17 protein-coding genes and 1 pseudogene are annotated in these 20762 nt (G+C 73.1%); 2 read left to right on the top strand and 16 right to left on the bottom strand.

The genetic code is table 11. From position 1 onward, the window contains the following. From EUS26_RS08865 to ftsE, 3 genes and pseudogenes are all read right to left on the bottom strand, one after another. Positions 1-1165 (bottom strand): annotated as a pseudogene (locus EUS26_RS08865) (hypothetical protein); the annotation flags it as partial. Positions 1166-1180: 15 nt separating this feature from the next. Then, positions 1181-2104 carry a permease-like cell division protein FtsX gene (gene ftsX, locus EUS26_RS08860; protein WP_130013226.1) on the bottom strand — a complete coding sequence of 308 codons (924 nt, stop codon included), beginning with the start codon at positions 2102-2104 and terminating at the stop codon, positions 1181-1183. Then, positions 2101-2787 (bottom strand): cell division ATP-binding protein FtsE, encoded by a 687-nt coding sequence (ftsE, locus tag EUS26_RS08855; protein ID WP_337590211.1) that lies wholly within the window; start codon positions 2785-2787, stop codon positions 2101-2103. Before ftsE ends, ftsX begins: the two co-directional genes overlap by 4 nt. Positions 2788-3058: 271 nt before the next feature. Between ftsE and EUS26_RS08850 the strand changes: the two genes are divergently transcribed. After that, positions 3059-5482, top strand: a complete 2424-nt coding sequence (locus EUS26_RS08850) for an ExeM/NucH family extracellular endonuclease (protein WP_130013222.1) — start codon at positions 3059-3061, stop codon at positions 5480-5482. An 86-nt stretch (positions 5483-5568) separates the two neighbouring features. Here the strand turns inward: EUS26_RS08850 and prfB are convergent, their stop codons facing one another. The 12 genes from prfB to EUS26_RS08790 all read right to left on the bottom strand — a co-directional run bounded on the left by prfB (position 5569) and on the right by EUS26_RS08790 (position 16536). Beyond that, positions 5569-6681: a peptide chain release factor 2 gene (gene prfB, locus EUS26_RS08845; RefSeq protein ID WP_130013220.1), complete on the bottom strand. Its 1113-nt coding sequence runs from the start codon at positions 6679-6681 to the stop codon at positions 5569-5571. A gap of 52 nt (positions 6682-6733) precedes the next feature. Next, positions 6734-7291, bottom strand: a complete 558-nt coding sequence (locus tag EUS26_RS08840; protein WP_130013218.1) for a DinB family protein — start codon at positions 7289-7291, stop codon at positions 6734-6736. 79 nt (positions 7292-7370) lie between these two features. Then, a complete protein-coding gene (locus EUS26_RS08835; protein WP_238148876.1) occupies positions 7371-8687 on the bottom strand; it encodes an MFS transporter in 1317 nt (438 codons plus the stop codon). 127 nt (positions 8688-8814) lie between these two features. Then, positions 8815-10338, bottom strand: a complete 1524-nt coding sequence (locus tag EUS26_RS08830) for a beta/alpha barrel domain-containing protein (protein ID WP_130013214.1) — start codon at positions 10336-10338, stop codon at positions 8815-8817. 530 nt (positions 10339-10868) lie between these two features. Further along, complete coding sequence (locus tag EUS26_RS08825; protein ID WP_130013212.1) at positions 10869-11528, bottom strand: HAD-IA family hydrolase; 660 nt, start codon at positions 11526-11528, stop codon at positions 10869-10871. Between the two features lie 331 nt (positions 11529-11859). Beyond that, positions 11860-12282 (bottom strand): hypothetical protein, encoded by a 423-nt coding sequence (locus EUS26_RS08820; protein ID WP_130013210.1) that lies wholly within the window; start codon positions 12280-12282, stop codon positions 11860-11862. A gap of 179 nt (positions 12283-12461) precedes the next feature. After that, positions 12462-12899 (bottom strand): pilus assembly protein, encoded by a 438-nt coding sequence (locus EUS26_RS08815; protein WP_130013208.1) that lies wholly within the window; start codon positions 12897-12899, stop codon positions 12462-12464. Beyond that, positions 12896-13282: a TadE/TadG family type IV pilus assembly protein gene (locus EUS26_RS08810; RefSeq protein WP_130013206.1), complete on the bottom strand. Its 387-nt coding sequence runs from the start codon at positions 13280-13282 to the stop codon at positions 12896-12898. The genes EUS26_RS08815 and EUS26_RS08810 overlap by 4 nt, the downstream gene beginning before the upstream one ends. 1 nt (position 13283) lies before the next feature. After that, complete coding sequence (locus tag EUS26_RS08805; protein WP_130013204.1) at positions 13284-13487, bottom strand: hypothetical protein; 204 nt, start codon at positions 13485-13487, stop codon at positions 13284-13286. A gap of 24 nt (positions 13488-13511) precedes the next feature. Beyond that, the gene (locus EUS26_RS08800; RefSeq protein WP_130013203.1) at positions 13512-14441 is read right to left on the bottom strand and encodes a type II secretion system F family protein; all 930 of its coding nucleotides are present in this window, start codon (positions 14439-14441) and stop codon (positions 13512-13514) included. Continuing rightward, on the bottom strand, positions 14438-15304 hold the full coding sequence (locus EUS26_RS08795) for a type II secretion system F family protein (RefSeq protein ID WP_130013260.1): 867 nt from the start codon (positions 15302-15304) through the stop codon (positions 14438-14440). The genes EUS26_RS08800 and EUS26_RS08795 overlap by 4 nt, the downstream gene beginning before the upstream one ends. Next, a complete protein-coding gene (locus EUS26_RS08790; protein ID WP_130013201.1) occupies positions 15304-16536 on the bottom strand; it encodes a TadA family conjugal transfer-associated ATPase in 1233 nt (410 codons plus the stop codon). The genes EUS26_RS08795 and EUS26_RS08790 overlap by 1 nt, the downstream gene beginning before the upstream one ends. A gap of 205 nt (positions 16537-16741) precedes the next feature. Between EUS26_RS08790 and EUS26_RS08785 the strand changes: the two genes are divergently transcribed. Then, positions 16742-20491 carry an FtsK/SpoIIIE domain-containing protein gene (locus EUS26_RS08785; RefSeq protein WP_165368559.1) on the top strand — a complete coding sequence of 1250 codons (3750 nt, stop codon included), beginning with the start codon at positions 16742-16744 and terminating at the stop codon, positions 20489-20491. 6 nt (positions 20492-20497) lie between these two features. On the opposite strand, the gene EUS26_RS08780 is transcribed toward EUS26_RS08785, so the two are convergent. Further along, on the bottom strand, positions 20498-20734 hold the full coding sequence (locus EUS26_RS08780; RefSeq protein WP_130013197.1) for a hypothetical protein: 237 nt from the start codon (positions 20732-20734) through the stop codon (positions 20498-20500). Positions 20735-20762: the final 28 nt, after the last annotated feature.

The following is a 20762-nucleotide window of genomic DNA, read 5'->3' as shown; positions in this document are numbered from 1 at the left end:
CTGCTGCCGCCTCGTCCCGCAGCCGCTGCGCCTCACCCTCGGCCTCCCGCTGCCGCTGCGCCTCGCGCTCGGCGGCCCGCTGCCGCGCGGCCTCCTCCTCGGCGGCCCGCTGGGCCGCGGCCTCGGCGGCGGCCTGCCGGCGCGCCTCCTCCTCCGCCTTGCGGCGGGCCTCCTCCTCGGCCTTGCGCCGCGCCTCCTCGATCCGCGCCAGCTCGGCGGACTCCTGCTCCTTGAGCCCCTCCTTGGTCCTGGCCAGCTCGGCCAGCTCCTCCTCGAGGTCCTTCGAGCGCTCCTCCTCCGCGGCGAGCGACGTCTCGACCTTCGCCTTCTCGCTCTCCAGGTCGGCCTTGGCCTGCGCCTGCGCGGCCTCGAGCTGCTCCAGCTCGGCCTTGGCGGCGTCGGCCGCCGCCCGCGCCTGCTCCTTGGCGACGACGTTGGCCTCGGCCTTGGCGAGCAGGTAGGCGATGTCCGAGCGCACCCCGGCGAGCCGGTCCTGCTCGGCGACCTGCTCGGCCTGCTGCGTCGCCAGCTGGCGGATCTGCTGGTCCTGCACCCGCAGCACCGTCCGCGCCATCGACATCTGGTCGACCGCGTCCGCCTCGCCGGACAGCAGCTCCAGGGTGGTGGCGAGCGACCCCATACCGCCCTGCTTGTAGCTCTGCCGGGCGATCGCCCCGACGGTCGCCGACGTGTCCTCCCGGTCGTCCGCGACCTGCTGCAGGGACTCCTCGATCTGCGCCTCGTTCTCCCGGGCCACCGCGAGCTCGCCCTCGATCCGCTCGGTCTCGGCCTCGGCGTCGGCCAGGTCCAGCTCGGCCTCCTCCAGCACGACCCGGGCCTGGGCGACCTGGGCCGTGGTCTCCTGCAGCCGCTCGTCGGCGGCCACCAGCTCGGCGCTGGTGTCCGCCAGCTCCTCCCCCAGATCCTCCACCTGCGCGGCCGAGTCGTCCCGGTCGGCGCTGGCGCGCTCCCGCTCGTCCTCGACGCTGCTGAGCCGGTCGCGGATGTCGTCGAGCTCGCCGGAGGCGAGCGCCGGCGTCGCCACGCCGAGCGCGCCGACGAGAGCCACCGCCAGGGCGCGGCGCACCCTCGGCCGGTATGCCGTCACGACGCGGACCGGCGTCGTCCTGGCTCGCCCGGGGCCGGGTCGGGGGGTTCTCACCATGGTGTCTTCTCCTTCTCAGACCCTGACGTGGCGCCGCAGCGCGGTCCAGGCGGTCACGACGGCGAGCAGCACGGCTCCACCGACCAGGAACGGGGTGATCAGCCACAGGTCGCGCTCCCCGACCAGGCTGACCAGGCCGCTCTCCCCCGCGAGCAGCTCGGACAGGAAGCCGCTGATCCCGAAGCGCACCGTCGCCCACAGCAGGGCCACGGCCAGGGCCGCGCCGAGCAGGGCGGCGACGACGGTCTCGAGGATGAACGGCAGGTGGATGGAGAACGCGGAGGCGCCCACCATCCGCTGGATAGCCGTCTCCTTGCGGCGGGTCCAGGCGGTCAGCCGGATAGTCGTGGAGATGAGCAGGACCGCGCAGACGACCATGGCCACGGCGAGCGCGAGCGCCCCCCAGCTGAGCGCGCCGAGGAAGGCGAAGAGCTTGTCGACCACCTCGCGCTGGTCCTCGACGCTGTCGACGCCGGGCGCCTGCTCGAACGCGGCGCGGATGACGTCGTACTTCGCCGGGTCGGACAGGTTGACCCGGAACGAGGCGGGGATGGACTCCTGCGGCACCGACTCCAGGGCCGAGGAGTTGCGGAACTGCTCGGTGAACCGCTCGTAGGCCTGGGCGTTCGACTCGTAGAAGTACTCGGTGACCAGGGGGTCCAGCCCCTGCAGGTCGCTCTCGATCTGGTCGCGCTGCTCGGCCGTCACGGCACCGGAAGCGCACCCGGGCGCGTCGGTCGAGTCGGGGGTGCACAGGAAGATCGACACCTGGACCCGGTCGTACCACTCGCCCTTGGCGGTGTTCACCTGCGCCTGGGCCAGCAGGCCCACCCCGAGGAAGAAGAGCGAGACCATCGTCACCAGCACGACGGAGACGAACATGGAGAAGTTGCGGCGCAGGCCGTTGCCCACCTCGCCGAGGAGGAAGCCCGGCCTCACGTCGCCACCACCTGGCGGTAGCCGCCCTCGGCCTGGTCGCGGACGACCCGCCCGTCCTGGAGCTGGACCACCCGCTTGCGGAAGTGGTCGACGATCGTCGTGTCGTGGGTGGCCATGACCACCGTGGTGCCGGCCCGGTTGATCCGGTCCAGGATCGCCACGATCTCTTCGCTGGTGTCGGGGTCGAGGTTGCCGGTGGGTTCGTCGGCCAGCAGGATCGGCGGCTTGTTGACCATCGCGCGGGCGATCGCGACGCGCTGCTGCTCCCCGCCGGACAGCTCGTGCGGGAGCCTCTTGCCCTTGCCCTGCAGCCCGACGAGGTCGAGGGTCTCCGGCACCCGCTGCCGGATCTCGTGCCGACCCGCGCCGAGCACCTGCAGGACGTAGGCGACGTTCTGGTGCACCGTCTTGCCGGACAGCAGCCGGAAGTCCTGGAAGACGGTGCCGATCTGGCGACGCAGCAGGTGAACCCGCCGCGGGGCCAGCTCGCCGAGGTCGTGCCCGGCGACGAGGACCCGGCCGCGGGTGGGCCGCTGCTCCAGGATGACCATGCGCAGCAGCGACGACTTGCCCGACCCGGACTCCCCGACGACGAAGCAGAACTCGCCGCGCCGCACGTCGAGGTCGACCTCGTCCAGCGCCCAGGGGTCAGCCTTGGCGTAGCGCAGGCTGACGCGGTCCATGGTGATCATCCGGGCAGGACTCCAGTGGTGTGTGCGGGACGTGTGTGGCGTGTGGGTGAGGAGTTTCGGCCGCGAGACACGCTAGCCGACGTGCTCCCCGGGCACGCTCTCCCACGCCGAGCCTCCCGGATCGGGTGATCTGCGGCGAACTCTGGGTGACAACTGCGCCGTGCCGTGCGGATCGGCACGCGTCTGTCGCACCTACGGGCTACCGTCAAGGGGCCGTCACGGGCGGCATACCCACCTGTCCCAGCCCATTGGAGTGCACCACATGCAGAACGTCCCCAGGCGTGCCGTGGCCGCCGTCTCGACGGCCGCCGTGGCCGTCACCGGCCTCGTCGCCCTCTCCCCCGCCGTCCAGGCCGCCGGACCGGGCCTCGTCGTCAACGAGGTCTACGGCGGCGGCGGCAACAGCGGCGCCGTCTACACCCACGACTTCGTCGAGCTCTTCAACTCCACGGACTCCCCCGTGGACCTCGACGGGTATGCCGTCGCCTACTACTCCTCCTCCGGCAACCTCGGCAACAGCTGCGACCTCACCGGCACCGTCGCCCCGGGCACGCACTTCCTCGTCCAGCAGAGCGCCGGCTCCGGCGGCACCACCCCGCTGCCGGGCCCGGACGCCGAGTGCGGCGCCTCCATGTCCGGCTCCAACGGCATCGTCGAGCTCACCCTCGACGGCACCGTCGTCGACCTGGTCGGCTACGGCTCCGCGTCCCGCTACGAGGGCAGCGCCGCCGCGCCCGGCCTGTCGAACACCACCTCGGCCAGCCGGACCGACGCCGCGGACACCGACGACAACGCCGCCGACTTCACCCGTGGCGAGCCGACGCCGACCGGCAGCGGTGGCGGCACGGACCCCGAGCCCGAGCCCGACCCGGAGCCCGTCGACGCGACGATCGCGCAGATCCAGGGCACCGGCTCCGCCTCCCCCCTCCAGGGCCAGGTGGTCAACACCACCGGTGTCGTGACCGCGGCCTACCCCACCGGCGGGTTCAACGGGGTCTACCTGCAGACCCCGGGCACCGGCGGCACGGCCAAGGCACCGGGTGACGCGTCCGACGGCGTGTTCCTCTACAGCTCCTGGGCGGCCGACAACCTGGAGGTCGGCGACTGCGTCGAGGTCGAGGGCACCGAGGTCGTCGAGTACAACGGCCTGACCGAGATCTCCGGTGGCTTCGCCACCGTCGTAGACGGCTGCGAGGCGGTCGTCCCGACCGCGCTGGCGACGCTGCCGGTGACGGACGCGGAGAAGGAGGTCTACGAGGGCATGCTGGTGCAGCCCGAGGGGACCTACACCATCACCAACAACTACCAGCTGAACCAGTACGGCCAGCTGGGTCTGGCGATCGGTGACGAGCCGCTCTACCAGGCGACCGACCAGGTGCTGCCCGGACCGGAGGCCGACGCCTACGAGGCCGCCAACCGGGAGAAGTACATCACCCTGGACGACGGCTCGAGCTGGGACTACCTGCGCAACAGCACGGCCCAGGACTCCCCGCTGCCCTACCTGTCGGCGCAGGAGCCGCACCGCACCGGCTCGCAGGTCACCTTCGAGCAGCCGGTCATCCTCGACTACCGCTTCCAGTGGAACTACCAGCCGGTGGCCCAGGTGGTCGGCTCGGAGAGCCCGGTCGACCCGATCAGCAGCGAGAACGACCGGGAGTACGACGCGCCCGAGGTGGGCGGCAACATCCAGATCGGCGCGTTCAACGTCCTCAACTACTTCTCCGACCTGGGCCAGGACGAGGAGGGCTGCGACTACTACGCGGACCGCTTCGGCAACCCCGTGGGCACCGACTTCTGCGAGGTCCGCGGCGCCTGGTCCGAGCAGGCCTTCGCCGACCAGCAGGCCAAGCTGGTGACCGCCATCAACGGCACCGACGCCGAGGTCCTGGCGCTCATGGAGATCGAGAACTCCGCGGCCCTGTCCTACATCGACCACCCGCGTGACCAGGCGCTGGCCGACCTGGTGGCGGCGCTCAACGCCGACGCCGGCGAGGAGCGCTGGGCCTACGCCCCGTCGCCGACGGTCACGCCGCCGAACGAGGACGTCATCCGCACCGCCTTCATCTACGACCCGCAGGAGGTGCAGCTGCTCGGCCCGTCGCTCATCCAGCTGGACGACGCCTTCGCCAACGCCCGCTACCCGCTGGCGCAGAAGTTCAAGGCGAAGGGCACGGGCAAGCCGTTCGTGGCCGTGGCCAACCACTTCAAGTCCAAGGGCTCCGGCGAGGACGACGGCACCGGCCAGGGCAACGCCAACCCCTCGCGCATCGCCCAGGCGGAGGCCCTCACCGCGTGGACCGAGGAGCTCTTCGACGACGAGGCGGTCTTCCTCATGGGTGACTTCAACGCCTACAGCCGGGAGGACCCGGTCCGCATCATCGAGGAGGCCGGCTACACCAACCTGGCGCGGGCCTACGAGCCCGAGTCGATGACCTACCAGTTCAGCGGCCGGCTCGGCTCGCTCGACCACGTCTTCGCCAACGAGCAGGCCCAGCGCCTGGTCACCGGCGCCGGCGTGTGGGACATCAACGCCGACGAGTCGATCGCCTTCCAGTACAGCCGGCGCAACTACAACGTCGTGGACTTCCACAGCGACGACCAGTTCGCCAGCTCCGACCACGACCCCGTCCTGGTCGGCCTGGACACCGGCAACCGAGGCAAGGGCAAGGGCAAGGGCAGGAACTGACCCGGCGCACCGCGCCCTGACGTGAGCGGGCGGCATACCTCAGCGCGAGGTATGCCGCCCGTCCCGTGCGCGCAGACCGCTGCCGCTCAGGCGTTCTCGCGGTCGGCGGAGCGCTTCCAGCGGATCCCGGCGTCGATGAAGTCGTCGATGTCGCCGTCGAGCACCGCGGCGGTGGAGCCGACCTCGTGGCCGGTCCGCAGGTCCTTGACCATCTGGTAGGGGTGCAGGACGTAGGAGCGCATCTGGTCGCCCCACGAGGCCTTGACGTCGCCGGCCATCTCCTTGCGCGCGGCGTCCTCCTCGGCCTTCTTCAACAGCAGCAGCCTCGACTGGAGCACCCGCAGCGCGGCGGCGCGGTTCTGGATCTGGCTCTTCTCGTTCTGCATCGAGACGACCGTGCCGGTGGGCAGGTGGGTCATCCGGACGGCGGAGTCGGTGGTGTTGACCGACTGGCCACCGGGACCGCTGGAGCGGAAGACGTCGATCTTGAGGTCGGACTCCGGGATCTCGATCGTGTCGGTGCTCTCGATGAGGGGCACGACCTCGACCGCGGCGAAGCTGGTCTGCCGACGGCCCTGGTTGTCGAAGGGGCTGATCCGGACCAGGCGGTGCGTGCCCGCCTCCACCGCGAGGGTGCCGAAGGCATACGGGACCTTGACCTCGAAGGTGGCCGACTTCAGCCCGGCCTCCTCGGCGTAGGACGTGTCGAGGACAGCGGTCGGGTAGTCGTGCCGCTCGGCCCAGCGGAGGTACATCCGCAGCAGCATCTCGGCGAAGTCGGCAGCATCCACGCCACCGGCGCCGGAGCGGATGGTGACGACGGCCTCGCGCACGTCGTACTCCCCGTTGAGCAGGGTGCGGACCTCCAGCAGCTGGACCGCCTTGCGCAGCCCGGCGAGCTCCTTCTCCGCCTCCTGCATCGTCTCGGTGTCGTTCTCCTCGCGACCGAGCTCGACGAGAGCCTCCAGGTCGTCGATCCGCGCGTCCATCCCGGTGACCTTGTCGTGCTCGGCCTTGGCCCGGGAGAGCGTGGAGGTGAGCTTCTGCGCCCGCTCGACGTCGTCCCACAGGTCGGGCGCGCTGGCCTCGGCCTCGAGGTCGGCGATCTGGGCACCCAGGCGCTCGAGGTCGGTCACCTCCCGCACGGACGCCATGGTCGTGCGGAGCTGCTTGATCTCGGTCTCGAAGTCGACTGCCACGATCCACCAGCCTACGCCAGCGCGGCGTTCGCTCCGGACCCGCGGCGGGCGGCTACTCCCCCGTCTGCCCGTCGACCAGCTCGCGCAGCACGTCGGCGTGGCCGTTGTGCCGTGCGTACTCCTCGACCATGTGGGTCAGCACCCACCGCACCGAGACCTGGGCCTGCCCGCCCCAGGCCGGGTGGGTCCGGCCCAGCGGGTCCGGCACGTCGGCCCGCAGCGCCTCGGCGAGCACGGCCCGCGACCGCTCCACCGAGCCCGCCCAGAGCTCCCGCAGCACCTCGGGGTCGTCACCGGCGGCGCTGAACCACTCCCAGTCCTGGTCGGCCGACCAGTCCACGTCGACCCACGGGGCGGGCATGGACGAGCGCGAGAGCACCTGGGTGAACCAGTGGTCCTCCACCCACGCCAGGTGCTTGAGCAGGCCGCCGAGGGTCATCCGGCTCGGGTGCCCGGGCAGGCTGAGGCGCAGCCCACCGGCCTCCACGTCGCGGGTCTTCCACTCCAGCGTGGCCCGCTGGTAGTCGAGGAAGCCGGCCAGGGTCGCGGCCTCCCCGGCCGCCAGCGGAGGCTCGGGGCGCCCCGCGTCGTCGATGGTGATCTCGCTCATGAGCAGCACCGTAGGGCGGCACGCGGACAGGCGGCGACCGCCTCTCCCGGTGACCGACGAGGTATGCCGGGTGACCGGGTCAGCTGCGGGCCCGCTCCTCCAGGTGCAGGTCGGAGTCCTGGAGGGACTTCGGCACCATCGAGACCGCGGCGAAGGAGATGACCGCCAGCACCGCGATGTAGACCCCGATGCTCCAGGACTGCCCGGTGCGCTGCAGCAGCAGCTCGGCGATGAGCGGGGCGAAGGCACCGCCGATGATCGAGCCGAGGGCATACCCGATGGAGACGCCGGAGTAGCGCACCCGGGCCGGGAACATCTCGGCGTAGAGCGCCGACTGCGGGCCGTAGGACGGTCCGAGCCCGAGCGTCAGCACGAGGATGGCCAGCGTGAACAGCGGCAACGAGGCGGTGTCGAGCAGGAACCACATGGGGATCGCCCACAGGATGATGATGCCGTAGCCGATCTGGAAGGTCAGGACACGGCCGATGCGGTCGGAGATGTGGCCGCCGTAGAGCGTGAAGACCAGCCACCCGACGCCGCCGATGAGCGAGGCGATGAGCGTCTCGGTGCGCTCCATGCCGAGCGCGTTGACGCCGTAGCCGTTGAAGTAGGCGATGACGAGATAGCCGGCGGCGTTGTTGGCGGCGAAGATGAGCGCCGCGAGCAGGACGTTCTTGCGGTGGTGGCGGAACAGCTCGCCGAGCGGGGCCGACTCCTCCTGCCGCAGCCGCGCCATCTCGGCGAAGACCGGCGACTCCTCGACGGCCCGGCGGATCCAGTAGCCCACCCCGATGAGCAGGATCGAGAAGAGGAAGGGGATGCGCCAGCCCCACGCGAGGAACTGCTCGTCGGTCATGACGGTGCTCAGCCCGAACATGAACAACGTGGCCAGGATCATGCCGATCGGCACCCCGATCTGCGGGTAGGCGCCGAAAAGCCCGCGCCGACCCTTCGGGGCGTGCTCGACCGACATGAGGGCGGCCCCGCCCCACTCACCACCGGCCGAGAAGCCCTGCAGCAGCCGCATGAGGATGAGCAGGACGGGTGCCGCGACACCGATCTGCGCGTAGGTCGGGAGCAGACCGATGATGGCCGTGGCTCCACCCATCCCGACGAGGGTGAAGACGAGCACGACCTTGCGCCCGAACCGGTCACCGAGGTGCCCGGCGACGACAGCACCGAGCGGGCGCACCAGGAAGCTGATGCCAAGCGAGGCCCACGCGGCGAGCTGGGCCCCACCCTCCCCCATGGGGGCGAAGAACAGCTGGCCGAGGACGAGCGCGGCGGCCTGCGCGTAGATGAAGAAGTCGTACCACTCGATGGTGGTGCCGACCAGCGTGCCGGCGAGGACCTTGCGCTCCTCGCGCGACCGGTCTGCCTGCATGCTGCTGCTCATGGCGGTCATCGTGGACCCCTTCCGGACGTGCACGCCCGGAAGCGACCCCCCTGACTACGGGCCGACGCGGCAGTGCGGTGCCCTGATCATAAGCACCAGCCTCGCAGGGGCCGACGCAGGACGCGCGTCAGGCGGTGTGCCGCAGCTCCTGCGCCGCCGTCTGGTGCTGCGCGGGCACCTGCTCCTGCAGGTAGTCCAGCGCCTGGACCGCGGTCCAGCCCTCGGGGTGCCGCTCGATGAGCGTGGTGGCGCCGGCCAGGTCCTGGCCGAGCGTGACGAGGGTGTCCTCGGCATACCCGTCCTTGCGCTCCTGCCCCAGGCCGATGTTGGCCATGAGCCCGTTGCACAGGCACTTGCGCCCCACGGTGTCGGCCTCGTCGCCGCCCTTCTTGAGGTACATGTGGACCGGCTCGGACGCGCAGCGGTAGCCGACCTCGCCGTCCTCGCGCTCGTAGGGCTGGCGCAGGTAGGACAGGTCGCACAGGCGCGGGCGCGCCTCGTAGACCTCGACCTGGCTGGCGGTGCCCTCCAGGGTCGCGACCTTGAACGGGAAGCCGGTCGGGCTGGCGCGCGGGTCGTTGCGGACGGACAGCTCGCCGGTGCGCAGCTGACCGAGCAGCTGCCCACGGGGCCCGTCGGCGAGGCCGGAGTCCTTCGACAGGGCGAAGAGGGTGCCGACCTGCACCCCGACGGCACCGGCCTCGAGGGCCTCGGCGACCTTGTCCGGCGTCGAGTAGGCGCCGGCCATCCAGAACGGCAGCCCGATCTGGGTCATCTTGGCGAGGTTGGCCTCGTCACGGTCGCCGTAGACGGGCTCGCCGGCCTCGTCGAGCTGCATCTTGCCGCGCGGCGGGGCGGAGTGGCCACCGGCCGGGGGGCGCTCGACGACGAAGCCGTCGGGGCGGATCTCCGGGTCGCGGTGCAGGTAGTTGGCGAGCTGGTCGACCGAGATGATCGCCAGGAAGTCGGGCTTGGTCAGCGCCGGCAGGTCCTCGCCGAGCAGGTCGGCCGGGTCCACGGTGACGTGGCGGCGGATCGACCCGCCGGCGACGTCGGCCGAGATGCTGCCCGGCTCCCCCTGGGCCAGCGAGCGCAGCAGCTGCGGGATCTCCCGCGGGATGCCGGCGCCCATGAGCACGTAGTCGACCCCGGCGATCATGGCGCCCAGGATCGCCGTGGGGTTGGCCATCTGGACCTTCTCGAGGCAGTTGATGCCGACGGCGCCCTCGGTGGAGTGCTGGGCCAGGTCCTCCTTGGCCAGCCACACCTCGGCGAAGTTGCCGACGACCCCCAGCTCCTGCCCGGCGCGGGCCGTCTCCAGGGTCAGCTTGGGGATGGGCTTGTAGGGCGTGCCCGCGGCCTTGCCGCCGTCGATGAAGTACTTGTCCAGCACCCGCTGCGCCATGTCCTGGCCGGGGAAGGCGGCCAGCGCCCGGCGGTAGTGCCCGCCCGGGTCGCCGTCCTGCAGGACCCGGCTGAGCACCGCGTCCATGGCCGTGCCGGAGACCACACCGAGCTGCCCGGTGCGCGCCACCTGCCGGGCCAGTCTCCAACCGGAGACGGCCACCCCCATGCCGCCCTGGATGATCGTGGGCCGGGGACGGTCGGTGTGGGTGGGCAGGTGGATGGGCTGGGCGGTGGGTGCGGCCATGCGAGGTGACACCTCTCTGGTCGGGGAGCAACCTACGCAGACGTAGGTTTCGCTTGCGTAGGTTACGGTAACGTAGGTTGCTACCCCTTGTCAGGCTCGACCGGATCCCTGCAGGTCAACGCGTGGCGTCCTTGCGCCGAGGCGCGACCCTGAGGCGACGGGCCTCTTCACCTGGCGTTGGCGCACCGCGGGCCGGAGCCGCGCACCACGTGGCACCGCCGCCCCACCAGCACCAGGACGTCCCCCACCGTGTGCAGTCGTGGCCCTCAGAGGGCCACCACCGCGCACAGCCAGCCCGCGGCTGGGCCACAGCCCCTCACTGCACGCCTCTCCGCCGCGTGGGCCGTCCCCGCAGACGTGCCGCAGCACCGCCTGCAGCCCAGCCACCGGTACACCCCGGCCCACCGTGTGCAGTCGTGGCCCTCAGAGGGCCACCACCGCGCACACCCAGCCCACCCCACCGGCAGACCTCGACCCACCGTGTGCAGTCGTGGCCCTCAGAGGGCCACCACCGCACGCAGCCGAAGCCGTCAGCTGTCCCGCAGTCTCACCCGGACCCCGTCGTCGGTGACCTCCAGCCGGACGTCCGCGAGCGAGCCCACGACCAGGTCGGCCTGCCCCTCCAGCTCCTCCCGGGTATGCGTGGTGAGGACCGCGAGGGTCGCTGCGCCGGCCGCCCGTCCCGACTCCAGCCCGGCGAAGGCGTCCTCGACCACGAGACAGCGCGCCGGGTCCGCGTCGAGCCGCCGGGCACCGATGAGGAAGGGCTCGGGGTCGGGCTTGCCGCGGGTGATGTCGTCGGCGGTGACCACGACCGCCGGGGCGGCCAGGCCAGCGGCGTCGATCCGCAGCACGGCGAGCTCGCGGCCCGCGGAGGTGACGATGGCCGCGCGCGAGCCGACAGCGGCGAGCGCGTCGACCGCACCGGGGAGGGCCACGATGCCGTCGAGGTCCTCCAGCTCGCGCCGGTCGATGTCGGCGGTCGCGGCGTCCGCGTCCAGGTGGGGCGCGACCATCTCGACGATTCCCCGGCTGGTCACCCCGTGGAAGTTGCCGAACCGCGCGAAGTCGACACCGTGGTCGGCCGCCCAGGAACGCCACGAGCGCTCCACCGGGCCGCGGGAGTCGGTGAGGGTGCCGTCGTTGTCGAACAGGACCGCATCGAAGGTCTCCTGGGTGATGTCGCGCATACCGTCATGCTTCCAGGCCCGCAGTGCACCCCGCTCAAGAGGTATGCCGTCCGCTCACCTCTGGTTGGACTGGCGGGGCGCGAGGACGGTGACCGGTCACCCGTGGTTCGCGGTCGTCGGCCGACGGCGCGTGCCCGGAAGCTCGTGCCCGGAAGCTCGTGGCCGGCGGCCCCTGCCCGGCAGCGTGGCTGATAGATCGCGGCCGCGGCCCGTGCCCGGCGGCCCGTGCCCGTCGGCGCGTGGCCCAGTGCGCGAGGCCGTTGGCGCCATGCCTGGCCCTGGCCCCAGGCCCGCGGGGGTGGGCGGTGGGCGAGGGCCTGCGGCCTGTGGGTCAGGGGTCGACGTCCGACCGGGCCGTCGACGTCACGGTGATCGACACTCCCCCACCGAAGGCACCCAGCACCGGGCTGACGACAGGGACGTCGGCCTGCCCCGTGATGGTGACCACGGCCGTGCGGCCGTCGGGAGTTCCCGTGCCCGACCCGACGGCCCAGGACGAGACGCGGGAGGGCAGGCGCCGTCCGTCGAGGTGGCGGGCTGCAGCCTCGACCACGGTCGAGTTGGTGAGCGGGGGGCCCGAGCCCAGCCCGGCCGCATAGACCTGGGCCTCCGCCAGCGCGTCGCTCGCGTCGAGGGCCGCGGCGTCGGCAGCGTCCAGCAGCTGGATCCGGCTGAGCTGGACCGAGGTGACGCCGACGACACCGATGACCACCGTCAGGGTGATCGCCACCATGCCGATGAGCAGGATGCTCATCTGCCCGCGGTCCCAGGCAGGCGTGGCCGGCCGAGAAAGACGCCAGCACGGTCGCCGCAGCCGGGTGCGTCGTCTCGGTTCCCGCGGCCGGGTGCGTCGGACCGGTCGCCGCAACCGGTGGCCTGGGACCGGTCGCCGCAGCCGGGGGTGCCGGACCAGTCGCTCGATCGCGGGCGGGGTCATGGTGGGCCCGCGCGGAACTCGTCGACCGGTTCGAGATGACTGGCGGTGAGCGTGACCGAGGTCGGCAGCCGGTCGCGCATGAAGTCGGGCACCAGCGGCAGCTCGACGGTCACCTGCGAGTCGACCTGGACGCTGCCACCTGCGGCGAGGCACCCACCCTCGCCGCAGGTCAGCTGCACCGCGCCCGCTTCCTGCCCGAAGCCGTGCGCGCGGTACACGAGCCCGGCCGCCACCTGCGCCCGGGCCGAGGCACTCGCCGCGTCGTCGGCCGTCACGAACGCCCGGCCGGCCTCCCGCGCGGCGGCGGTCACGGCATACGCCCCGGCCTGCAGCCGACCGACCGTGCCGACGAGGTAGAAGAGAGGGACGACGAGCAGGACGAGGAGGAAGGCGACCTCCACGGTCATCGACCCACGGTCGCCGGGCTCGCTCACTGGTCCTCCGCGTAGGCGTGGCCGACCACCGTCATGGACTCGCCCGGTCCCAGCGGGCCGACGATGGGCAGCGGCATGGTCGCCGTGACCTCCACGACCTCGACCCCGTCGAGGACTGTCCGCCTGGCCGAGACCGTCACGCCGGGGCCGCCGCCGGTCAGGCTCGAGGACAGCAGCTCCTGAGCCCGCCGGGCGCCGTCAGCGGGCGTGGCGTCAGCCCGCGCACCTGCCCTCGCACCCTCGACGACGTGAGCCGTGGCCGTGTTGTGCAGGTGCAGCCCGAACGCCAGCTGCACCACGGCCAGCATGAGGACGCTGACCAGGCCCGCCAGCATGGCGAACTCGGCGGCGGCCGCTCCCCTCTCGGTCGAGCCGCCGGGCATCTCACGGTCCGGTGACGGCGCTGACCGCGTTGGAGAACAGCCCGGTCAGCAGGGGCTCCGCGACGAGCCACAGGGCCGCCACCAGCCCCGCTGTCATGATGGTGATGAGGACCCATCCGGGCACGTCGCCGCGCTCGGGCTCCTCGGTCCATCGGCGCGTACGCTCGCCGAACGCGGCTGACGTTGTCACGAAACGTCGGATCATCGGACTCTCCTTGGTGAGCGGACTTCACATCGCCAGGCGCAGCATGGTCGCGCCTGGGAAGACGGCGAACAGCACCGTCACGGGCAGGATGAGGAAGACGACCGGGACCATCATGCTGATCTCCCGCCGGCCGCCCTCCTCGATGAGCTCCTGGCGCGAGGCCTCGCGGGCGTCCGCCGCCTGGGCCCGGAGCACCTCGCCGAGCGGGGTGCCGCGCTGCAGGGCCACGACCAGACCGTCGACGAAGCGGATGATCGGACCGATCCCGGTCCTCCGGCTCAGCCCGTGCAGCGCCTCCGGCAGGCTGGCGCCGGTCCGCGCCTGCGCGAGACAGAGGTCCAGCTCGGCGGCCAGCTCGCCGCGCGACAGCCGGGCCACCCGCTCCAGCGCCTGTGCCGTGCCCTCCCCCGCGGTCACCGACAGGGCCAGCAGCTCGGCGACGGCCGGGAACTCGGCCATGATCTGCCGTTCGCGGCGAGCCGCCGCCCGGCTGAGCAGATGATCACGGAGCATGACGCCGGCGAGGAAGGCGCAGCCGACGAGGAGCAGCACGACCCCGGCGCTGGTGCCCCGGGTGAACCACAGCAACGCCCCCAGGACCACGGCCAGCGCCGCGCACAGCACGCCCCACACCACCTGCTGGACCCGGAAAGCCTCGACGTCCCCCGTCAGGCCGGCCCGGTGCAGGCGGGTCCGGACCGACTCCTCTCCGCCGAGCATGCGGTCGAGGAGGTGGGCGGCGCGCGCCGCCACGGGCGCGAACAGCTCGCCCGCCCGCCACGGCCGGGTGTCGTCCAGCGCGAGCAGCCGGGACTGGCGTGGGGGGCGGTCGAGGTAGGGCTCGATCCGGTCGGCCAGCCGCACCCGGCGGGCGACCGGGAGCCCGGCCCAGGTGAGGAGCAGCCCGCACGAGAGCATCAGCCCCAGGACCGCTCCCCACCACGTCGCGTTCACCGCAGCACCCGGCTCTCCTCGGGCAACCGACCGATCGCGACCATCAGCCGGTAGGCGACGAGGGTGAGACCGGCCCCGATCGCCAGCACCAGGGCCCCGGCGGGCGTGCCGTAGGCCTGCAGGGTGCTCCCTCTCGTCGCGAGCAGGAGCAGCACAGCCCAGGGAGCCGCCATCGCCAGGCGGGCGGCGTTGACGGTCCAGGACTGGCGCGCCTCCAGCTCGGCCCGGGCGCGGGCGTCGTCGCGCAGGAACGAGGACAACGTGCGCAGCACCCGACCCAGGTCGGTGCCCCCGACGTCGCGGGCGATGCGCAACGCCTCGATGAGCCGGTCGGCCACCGGGTCGGCCATGCGTTCCTTGAGGAGGTCGAGGCTCTCGGAGAAGCGACCGGTGGCGCGGTAGTCGTGGGCGAACTCCTCGAAGGCTGGTCGCAGCTCCTCCGGCCCTCGGTCCGCGAGCTGCACCAGCGCCTCGGGCAGGGCCAGGCCGGCCCGGACCGCGGACTGCACGTGGTCCACGGCGTCCGGCCATACCGTCCGCAGCCGGGTCCGGCGCCGGCGGGCGCGGGTCGCGACCACGGCGACCGGCAGCCAGGTCGCCATGACCGAGAAGCACACGCTGACCGTCCACACCCGGGTCACGGCATACATGAGCAGGAGCACGAGCAGGCCGGCCGTCGCGCACAGGACCAGCAGGGTACGGGCCCCGAGGCCACGGACCCCGGCGAGCACGATCTGGTCCTGGAGACGGTCCAGCCGCCGCGCCCCCGCGCGCGTGCCGACCCGCGCGGGTCGGGGCCAGAACGACCACCAGATGCTGGCCAGCCCCAGACCCATGAGCAGACCCCACCCGGCACCCTGCATCATGATGCAAGTCCCAGCAGCGCACCGAGATCGAAGCCGGCCCGGGCGAAGCGGTCCACGTGCGGAGGGAAGCCGTCGGCGCGGACCAGGTCCTGCCCCGACCGCACGAAGAGGTCGGCGATCTCGACGACCTCGCCCTCGGTGCGACCGGGGAGCGCCACGATCTCGCGCACCCTGCGGGTGCCCTGCACCTCCAGGGCGAGGTGCACGACGAGATCCACCGAGCTCGCCACCGTCGGCACGACGAAGCTGCTGCTGACGTTGGACCCCGCCAGGAGGGGCAAGGTGCACATCTTGGTGACGGCCTCGCGCGCGGAGTTGGCGTGGATGGTGCACATGCCCGGCAGCCCGCTGTTGAGCGCGATGAGCAGGTCGAGACTCTCCTCCTGCCGCACCTCGCCGACGATGATCCGCCCCGGCCGCATCCGCAGGGCCTCCTTGACCAGGCGTCGCAGCGGGATCTCCCCGGTGCCCTCCAGGCTGGGCTGCCGGCACTGCAGGGCGGCGACGTCGCGCAGGTTGACCTTGAGCTCGAAGACCTCCTCGCACGTCACGACGCGTTCGCCGGCCGGGATGGCCGCCGTGAGGCAGTTGAGCATCGTGGTCTTGCCTGCTTGCGTCCCTCCCGCCACCAGCACGTTGAGGCCGGAGGCCACCGCCGCCTCGAGGAACCTGGCGGCCTGCTCGGTGAGCGTCCCCAGCCGCACCAGGTCGGACAGCTCGTCGGCGGCGACGACGAACTTGCGGATGTTGACCGCCCAGTGGCGGCGCGTGATGTCGGGGATCGCCACGTGCAGCCGACTGCCGTCGGGCAGGCTCGCGTCCACGAAGGGGCTGCTGAGGTCGACCCGGCGACCGGAGCTGCGCAGCATCCGTTCGACCAGGTCGTGGACCTGCTGCTCGGTCAGCAGGGTCGGCGTCAGCTCGGACCGTCCGTGGCGTGCGACGAAGATCTTGCTGGGCTCGTTGATCCAGATCTCCTCGACGGACGGGTCGTCGAGGTAGGGCTGCAGGGGGCCGAAACCGGCCACCGACTCCAGCAGCGCCCGGTGCGCCTCCTTGCGGTCGGCCAGCGGCACCAGCCCACCCACGAGCGAGCGGTCGTCGTAGTCGTCCAGGACCTCGCCGATGAGGTCGCGCACGGCGTCGTCGTCCCGTGCCGGGTCCAGCCGCCGCCGGCGGATGAGCTTGCGGACGTCGTCCTCGAGCAGCTGCAGCGCTGTCGCCGACATGCCCCTGCACCCCTGTCACCGGCGCAGCGGTGCCCGCCCGGCAGCCCGCGCCCTGCTCGTCCGACCTCGCACGTCGGGCCTGAGCGAGGCGCCGACGCCCTCTGCGGCCTCACTGTATGACGTTCCTCACGACAGCGGAACCTCTTGTTCACAGGTTGTGGACAAGCGCGGAGACGCAGGACTCCACCCCCGCACCATGGGCCTCATGAGAGTCATCGTCACCCGTCCGAGGGGCGGGCAGGTCGAGCATCTCGCGGTCGAGGCACCGGACGGCAGCACCGTCGAAGAGCTGATCCTGCACCTCCGGACGGGGGCAGCGCCTGCCGACGTGACCGACGCTGGTGGAGGCCGCACGGCGCTGGTCCACGGCGCCGAGCTCTCGGCCACGTCGACGGCGCACCCGGCGCAGGACAGCACCGGCCTCCCCCGGCTCGTCGTGGCGACCGGACCGGACGCCGGTGGCTCGGTCGCGCTGCCGCCCGGCCGATGGGTCACCCTGGGCCGGGACCCGCGGTGCGACCTCACCATCGCCGACCCGGGGCTGTCGCGGCGGCACGTCCGGGTCCGTCAGGACCGTGACGGCGTCCGCGTCGAGGACCTCGGGTCCACCAACGGGATGGCCTGGGAGAGCGGGCGCCATCCCGCAGAGGCCCGGTGGTCTCCCGGTGACCGGCTCGTCATCGGCGGCTCGGGTGTGGTGCTCGTGCCCCGGCCACCGGCCCCGGCCCGACAGGTGCTGACCGCCGGCCGCCGTGAGATCGTCCCCTGGCCCAGGCCGACGAGCGTGGTCGAGCCGCACGAGCTCTCGACTCCCCCGGCGCCCGAGCGACGACGGGTACGCGCCCCGAGCGCCTGGACCTGGACGTTGCCGCTGGTCGTGGCCCTGGCGGTCGCCGTGGTGCTGCGGATGCCCTGGTTGCTGCTCTTCGGTCTGCTCGGACCGGCCATGGTCCTCGGCCACCACCTCGGGGACCGGCGCGCGGCCCGGCTCGAGTTCGAGGAGGGTGTGGAGGCGACCGCCGAGGCCCGCGCCGCCCACCGGGCCGCGGCACGGGTATGCCTCCGGCGTGAGCTCGACCTGCTGCGACGGCGACACCCCGGGCTCGTCGGTGTCGTGACCAGCCTCGGCCCGCACCCTTCCCTCGCCCTGTGGCAGTGCGCCACCGAACCGTTGTCGGTCACCCTGGGTGAGCACGCGTGCGACTCGGAGATCCTCCTCGAGGGAGAGGTCCTGGGGCACGAGGCGGCCCCGCTCCCGCTCGCCCTCGACGGCCCCCTCGTGATCGCCGGCGACCGCACGACCCGGGAGGGGCTGGCACGTGCCGTCCTGCTGCAGCTCGCCACGGCATACCCGCCCGGCGTCTGGACCCTTTCCGTGGACCCCGACCGGCCGCCGGGGCCCGACTGGGACCTGCTCGCCTGGCTGCCGCACACGGACACCTCCGGGGGCGTGGTCGAGGGCACGGCGGTGGCGTGGGGTCGTGACCTGCTGCTCGTCGACGACCTGTCGCAGGCCCCGCCGGGGACGACCCGGGTGCAGGTGCACGGGCCCGCCGCTGCCGTCCTGCAGGTGCCCGGCCGACCGGACGTGGCCTTCCGACCGACGACGCTCGGGCTGGCACGGGCCCGCAGCCTGGCGCGGGCGCTCGCCCCGCTGGTCGGTCGCTCGGCCACGCGGGAGGCCGACGAGGGTCCGGCGCTGCCCGGGGACGCCCCGCCGCTGGGCGGGATCGCCTCCTGGCCCACGACCACGGCCGAGGCGGAGACCGGGTGGCGACGGAAAGGTCTGGCCGTCCCTCTCGGCGTCGACGCCGCGGGCGCGGTGGTCACCATCGACCTGGCTCGCGACGGGCCGCACGCCCTGGTCGCGGGCACCACCGGGTCCGGCAAGTCCGAGCTGCTCCGGACCCTGGTCACCGGGCTGGCCCTGTGCTCCTCCCCCGCCGACCTGGCCCTCCTCCTGGTGGACTTCAAGGGTGGGTCCTCGCTGGGCGACTGTGCCGCGCTGCCGCACGTCACCGGGCTCGTGACCGACCTCGACCCGCACCTGGCCGCGCGGGTGCTGGCCTCGCTGCAGGCCGAGCTGACCCGCCGGGAGAGCAGGCTGGCCGAGGCGGGCGTCAGGGACGCGGCCCACCTACCCGGGCTGCCCCGCCTGGTGGTCGTCATCGACGAGTTCCGGGTGCTGGCGGAGGAGGTCCCCGAGGTGATGACCGGGCTGGTCCGGCTCGCCGCGGTCGGGCGCAGCCTGGGGGTCCACCTCGTGCTCGCCACCCAGCGCCCGGCCGGGGTGGTAGGCCCCGACCTGCGCGCCAACGTCAATCTTCGCGTCGCGCTACGGGTCCGTGACGTCACCGACTCCCTGGACGTCGTCGAGACCCCGGCCGCCGCGCTGCTCCCCGAGGGACGCCCCGGCCTGGCGCTGTGGCGCACCGGCGCAGAGCCGCCGCGCGCGGTGCAGGTGGCTCGGGTCGGGCCACCCGCACCCTCGTCCACCCAGGCCTGGCAGGTGACCGCGACCCCCGACGTGTGGGCGGCCCGCCGGGTGCTCGAGGCACCGGTGGGGCGGACGCGGAGCGAGGACGACCTGGGCGCCGTCGCCGAGGTGCTCCGCTCCGCCGCACGGGCGACGGGCCTGGCACCGCCCGTCGTCTGGCATCCCCCCCTCCCGCCGCGGGTCGACACCCTGCCCGGGTCGCCGCAGGCCTGGGCCCTGCTGGACCTCCCCGCCCGGCAGCGGCGCGAGCCGCTGCACTGGCCGGCCCGGGAGCACCTCGCCGTCGTCGGCGCCGCCCGCTCCGGGCGCTCGACCACGCTGCGCTCGGTGCTCTCCCGCACGGGTGGTGCCTGGGTGGTGGTGCTCGACCTGGGTCGTTCGTTGGAGGCCACCGAGCTGCGGCACCACCCGGGCCTGCTCGCCTGGGTGGAGCCGGACGACCTCGCCCACGGGCTGCGGGTGCTGGACCGCCTCGACGAGCTGGTCCGCTCCCGGCAGGCCGCGGGCGGCGGCGACCGCACGCCGGTGGTCTGGGCGGTCGACGGGTGGGACCGCCTCGTCGACCTCTTCGGCGGCCTCGAGCGGGGTCGTGCCGAGGACGTCGCCCTGCGCCTCCTGCGCGAGGGCCCGGCCGCCGGGGTGGTGGGCCTGGTCACCGGCGACCGCAGCCTCCTCTTCGGCAAGGTCGCCTCCGTGCTCCCGCACACCTGGGCGCACCGCCTCAACGACCCGGCCGACCTGCTCATGACCGGGCTCCGCACCCACCAGCTGCCCGTCGACCACCCACCCGGGCGGCTCGTCGGGATGCGCGACGGTGTCGAGGCGCACGTCGTGCTGCCCTCGGCCGAGGCCGTGGCGGCTCCGCCGGTGGGTCCGCCTCCCCTGGTATGCCGCCCGCTCCCCCGCAGCTGGACGCCCGGTGCGGACCACCCCGCCGCGTGGGCGGCCGGCGGTGACGAGGCTCTCCCGCTGCCCCCGCCCGGCGGCTCGTTCCTCGTGCTCGGGCCGCCCGGGTCGGGCCGCTCGCACGCGCTCGGGCTGCTGGCCCGCGGGCGCCAGGCCCTGGTCGTGGACCCCGGCGACCCACCAGACCGGGCCGACCTCGAGCGGTCCGTGGCCGACCTGGGGCCGGAGGGCTGCGTGGTCGTCGACGACGCCCACCTGCTCGCGGGCACCCCGGTGGAGGACGCCCTGGTGCAGGCGGTCACGGCATACCGGGTCGACCTGCTCGTCGCCGCCGACGTCGACGCCGCGGCGAGCGCCTTCCGCGGGCTGGTGCCGCTCGCCGCGCGCGGCCGCACCGGGCTGGTCCTGCAGCCCACCACCGCGTCCCACGGCTCCGTGCTCGGCGTCGGGGTGCCGGTCGGCGACCTCGCGCTGCCCGGACGCGGCGTGCTCGTCCACCGCGGACGGTGCACCCGCGTGCAGGTGGCGTCCCCGCCTCCCGGACGGGGGTGAGGGTCCTCAGTCCGCGGGCAGCGCCGCGAACTGCTTCTTCATGTCGCGGTACCACCCCAGCGACCTCGCCGGGTGCTTCCACCGGCCGCGCATGTCGGCGTCCGCCGGCTCGTGCGCGGCGTCGCCGGCGGCGACGGCGTCCTTGAGGTGCTGGTCCTGCGCGGCGATCACCGCGTCGGCGTCCTCGCCACGGTGCGCGTGGTCGCACGGGCCGCCCAGCTGGCGGCAGGTCATGGTCTTCATCGCTCGTCCTCTCTCGGTGCGGTCACAG

This window comes from Serinicoccus sediminis, from assembly GCF_004153545.1.
Taxonomy (GTDB): Bacteria; Actinomycetota; Actinomycetes; order Actinomycetales; family Dermatophilaceae; genus Ornithinicoccus; species Ornithinicoccus sediminis_A.
The sequence above is the reverse complement of the archived record's forward strand: the minus strand, read 5'-3'. Positions and strand labels throughout refer to the sequence as shown.

Excerpts from the sequence above, each read along its gene's own strand:
- EUS26_RS08810 (WP_130013206.1), bottom strand. The coding sequence starts at position 13,282 with ATGCCCGGCGGCTCGACCGAGAGGGGAGCGGCCGCCGCCGAGTTCGCC.
- EUS26_RS08790 (WP_130013201.1), bottom strand. The coding sequence starts at position 16,536 with ATGTCGGCGACAGCGCTGCAGCTGCTCGAGGACGACGTCCGCAAGCTC.
- EUS26_RS08820 (WP_130013210.1), bottom strand. The coding sequence starts at position 12,282 with ATGAGCATCCTGCTCATCGGCATGGTGGCGATCACCCTGACGGTGGTC.
- EUS26_RS08840 (WP_130013218.1), bottom strand. The coding sequence starts at position 7,291 with ATGAGCGAGATCACCATCGACGACGCGGGGCGCCCCGAGCCTCCGCTG.
- ftsE (WP_337590211.1), bottom strand. The coding sequence starts at position 2,787 with ATGGACCGCGTCAGCCTGCGCTACGCCAAGGCTGACCCCTGGGCGCTG.
- EUS26_RS08830 (WP_130013214.1), bottom strand. The coding sequence starts at position 10,338 with ATGGCCGCACCCACCGCCCAGCCCATCCACCTGCCCACCCACACCGAC.
- EUS26_RS08780 (WP_130013197.1), bottom strand. The coding sequence starts at position 20,734 with ATGAAGACCATGACCTGCCGCCAGCTGGGCGGCCCGTGCGACCACGCG.
- EUS26_RS08825 (WP_130013212.1), bottom strand. The coding sequence starts at position 11,528 with ATGCGCGACATCACCCAGGAGACCTTCGATGCGGTCCTGTTCGACAAC.
- EUS26_RS08805 (WP_130013204.1), bottom strand. The coding sequence starts at position 13,487 with ATGATCCGACGTTTCGTGACAACGTCAGCCGCGTTCGGCGAGCGTACG.
- EUS26_RS08795 (WP_130013260.1), bottom strand. The coding sequence starts at position 15,304 with ATGCAGGGTGCCGGGTGGGGTCTGCTCATGGGTCTGGGGCTGGCCAGC.
- EUS26_RS08850 (WP_130013222.1), top strand. The coding sequence starts at position 3,059 with ATGCAGAACGTCCCCAGGCGTGCCGTGGCCGCCGTCTCGACGGCCGCC.
- EUS26_RS08785 (WP_165368559.1), top strand. The coding sequence starts at position 16,742 with ATGAGAGTCATCGTCACCCGTCCGAGGGGCGGGCAGGTCGAGCATCTC.
- EUS26_RS08835 (WP_238148876.1), bottom strand. The coding sequence starts at position 8,687 with ATGAGCAGCAGCATGCAGGCAGACCGGTCGCGCGAGGAGCGCAAGGTC.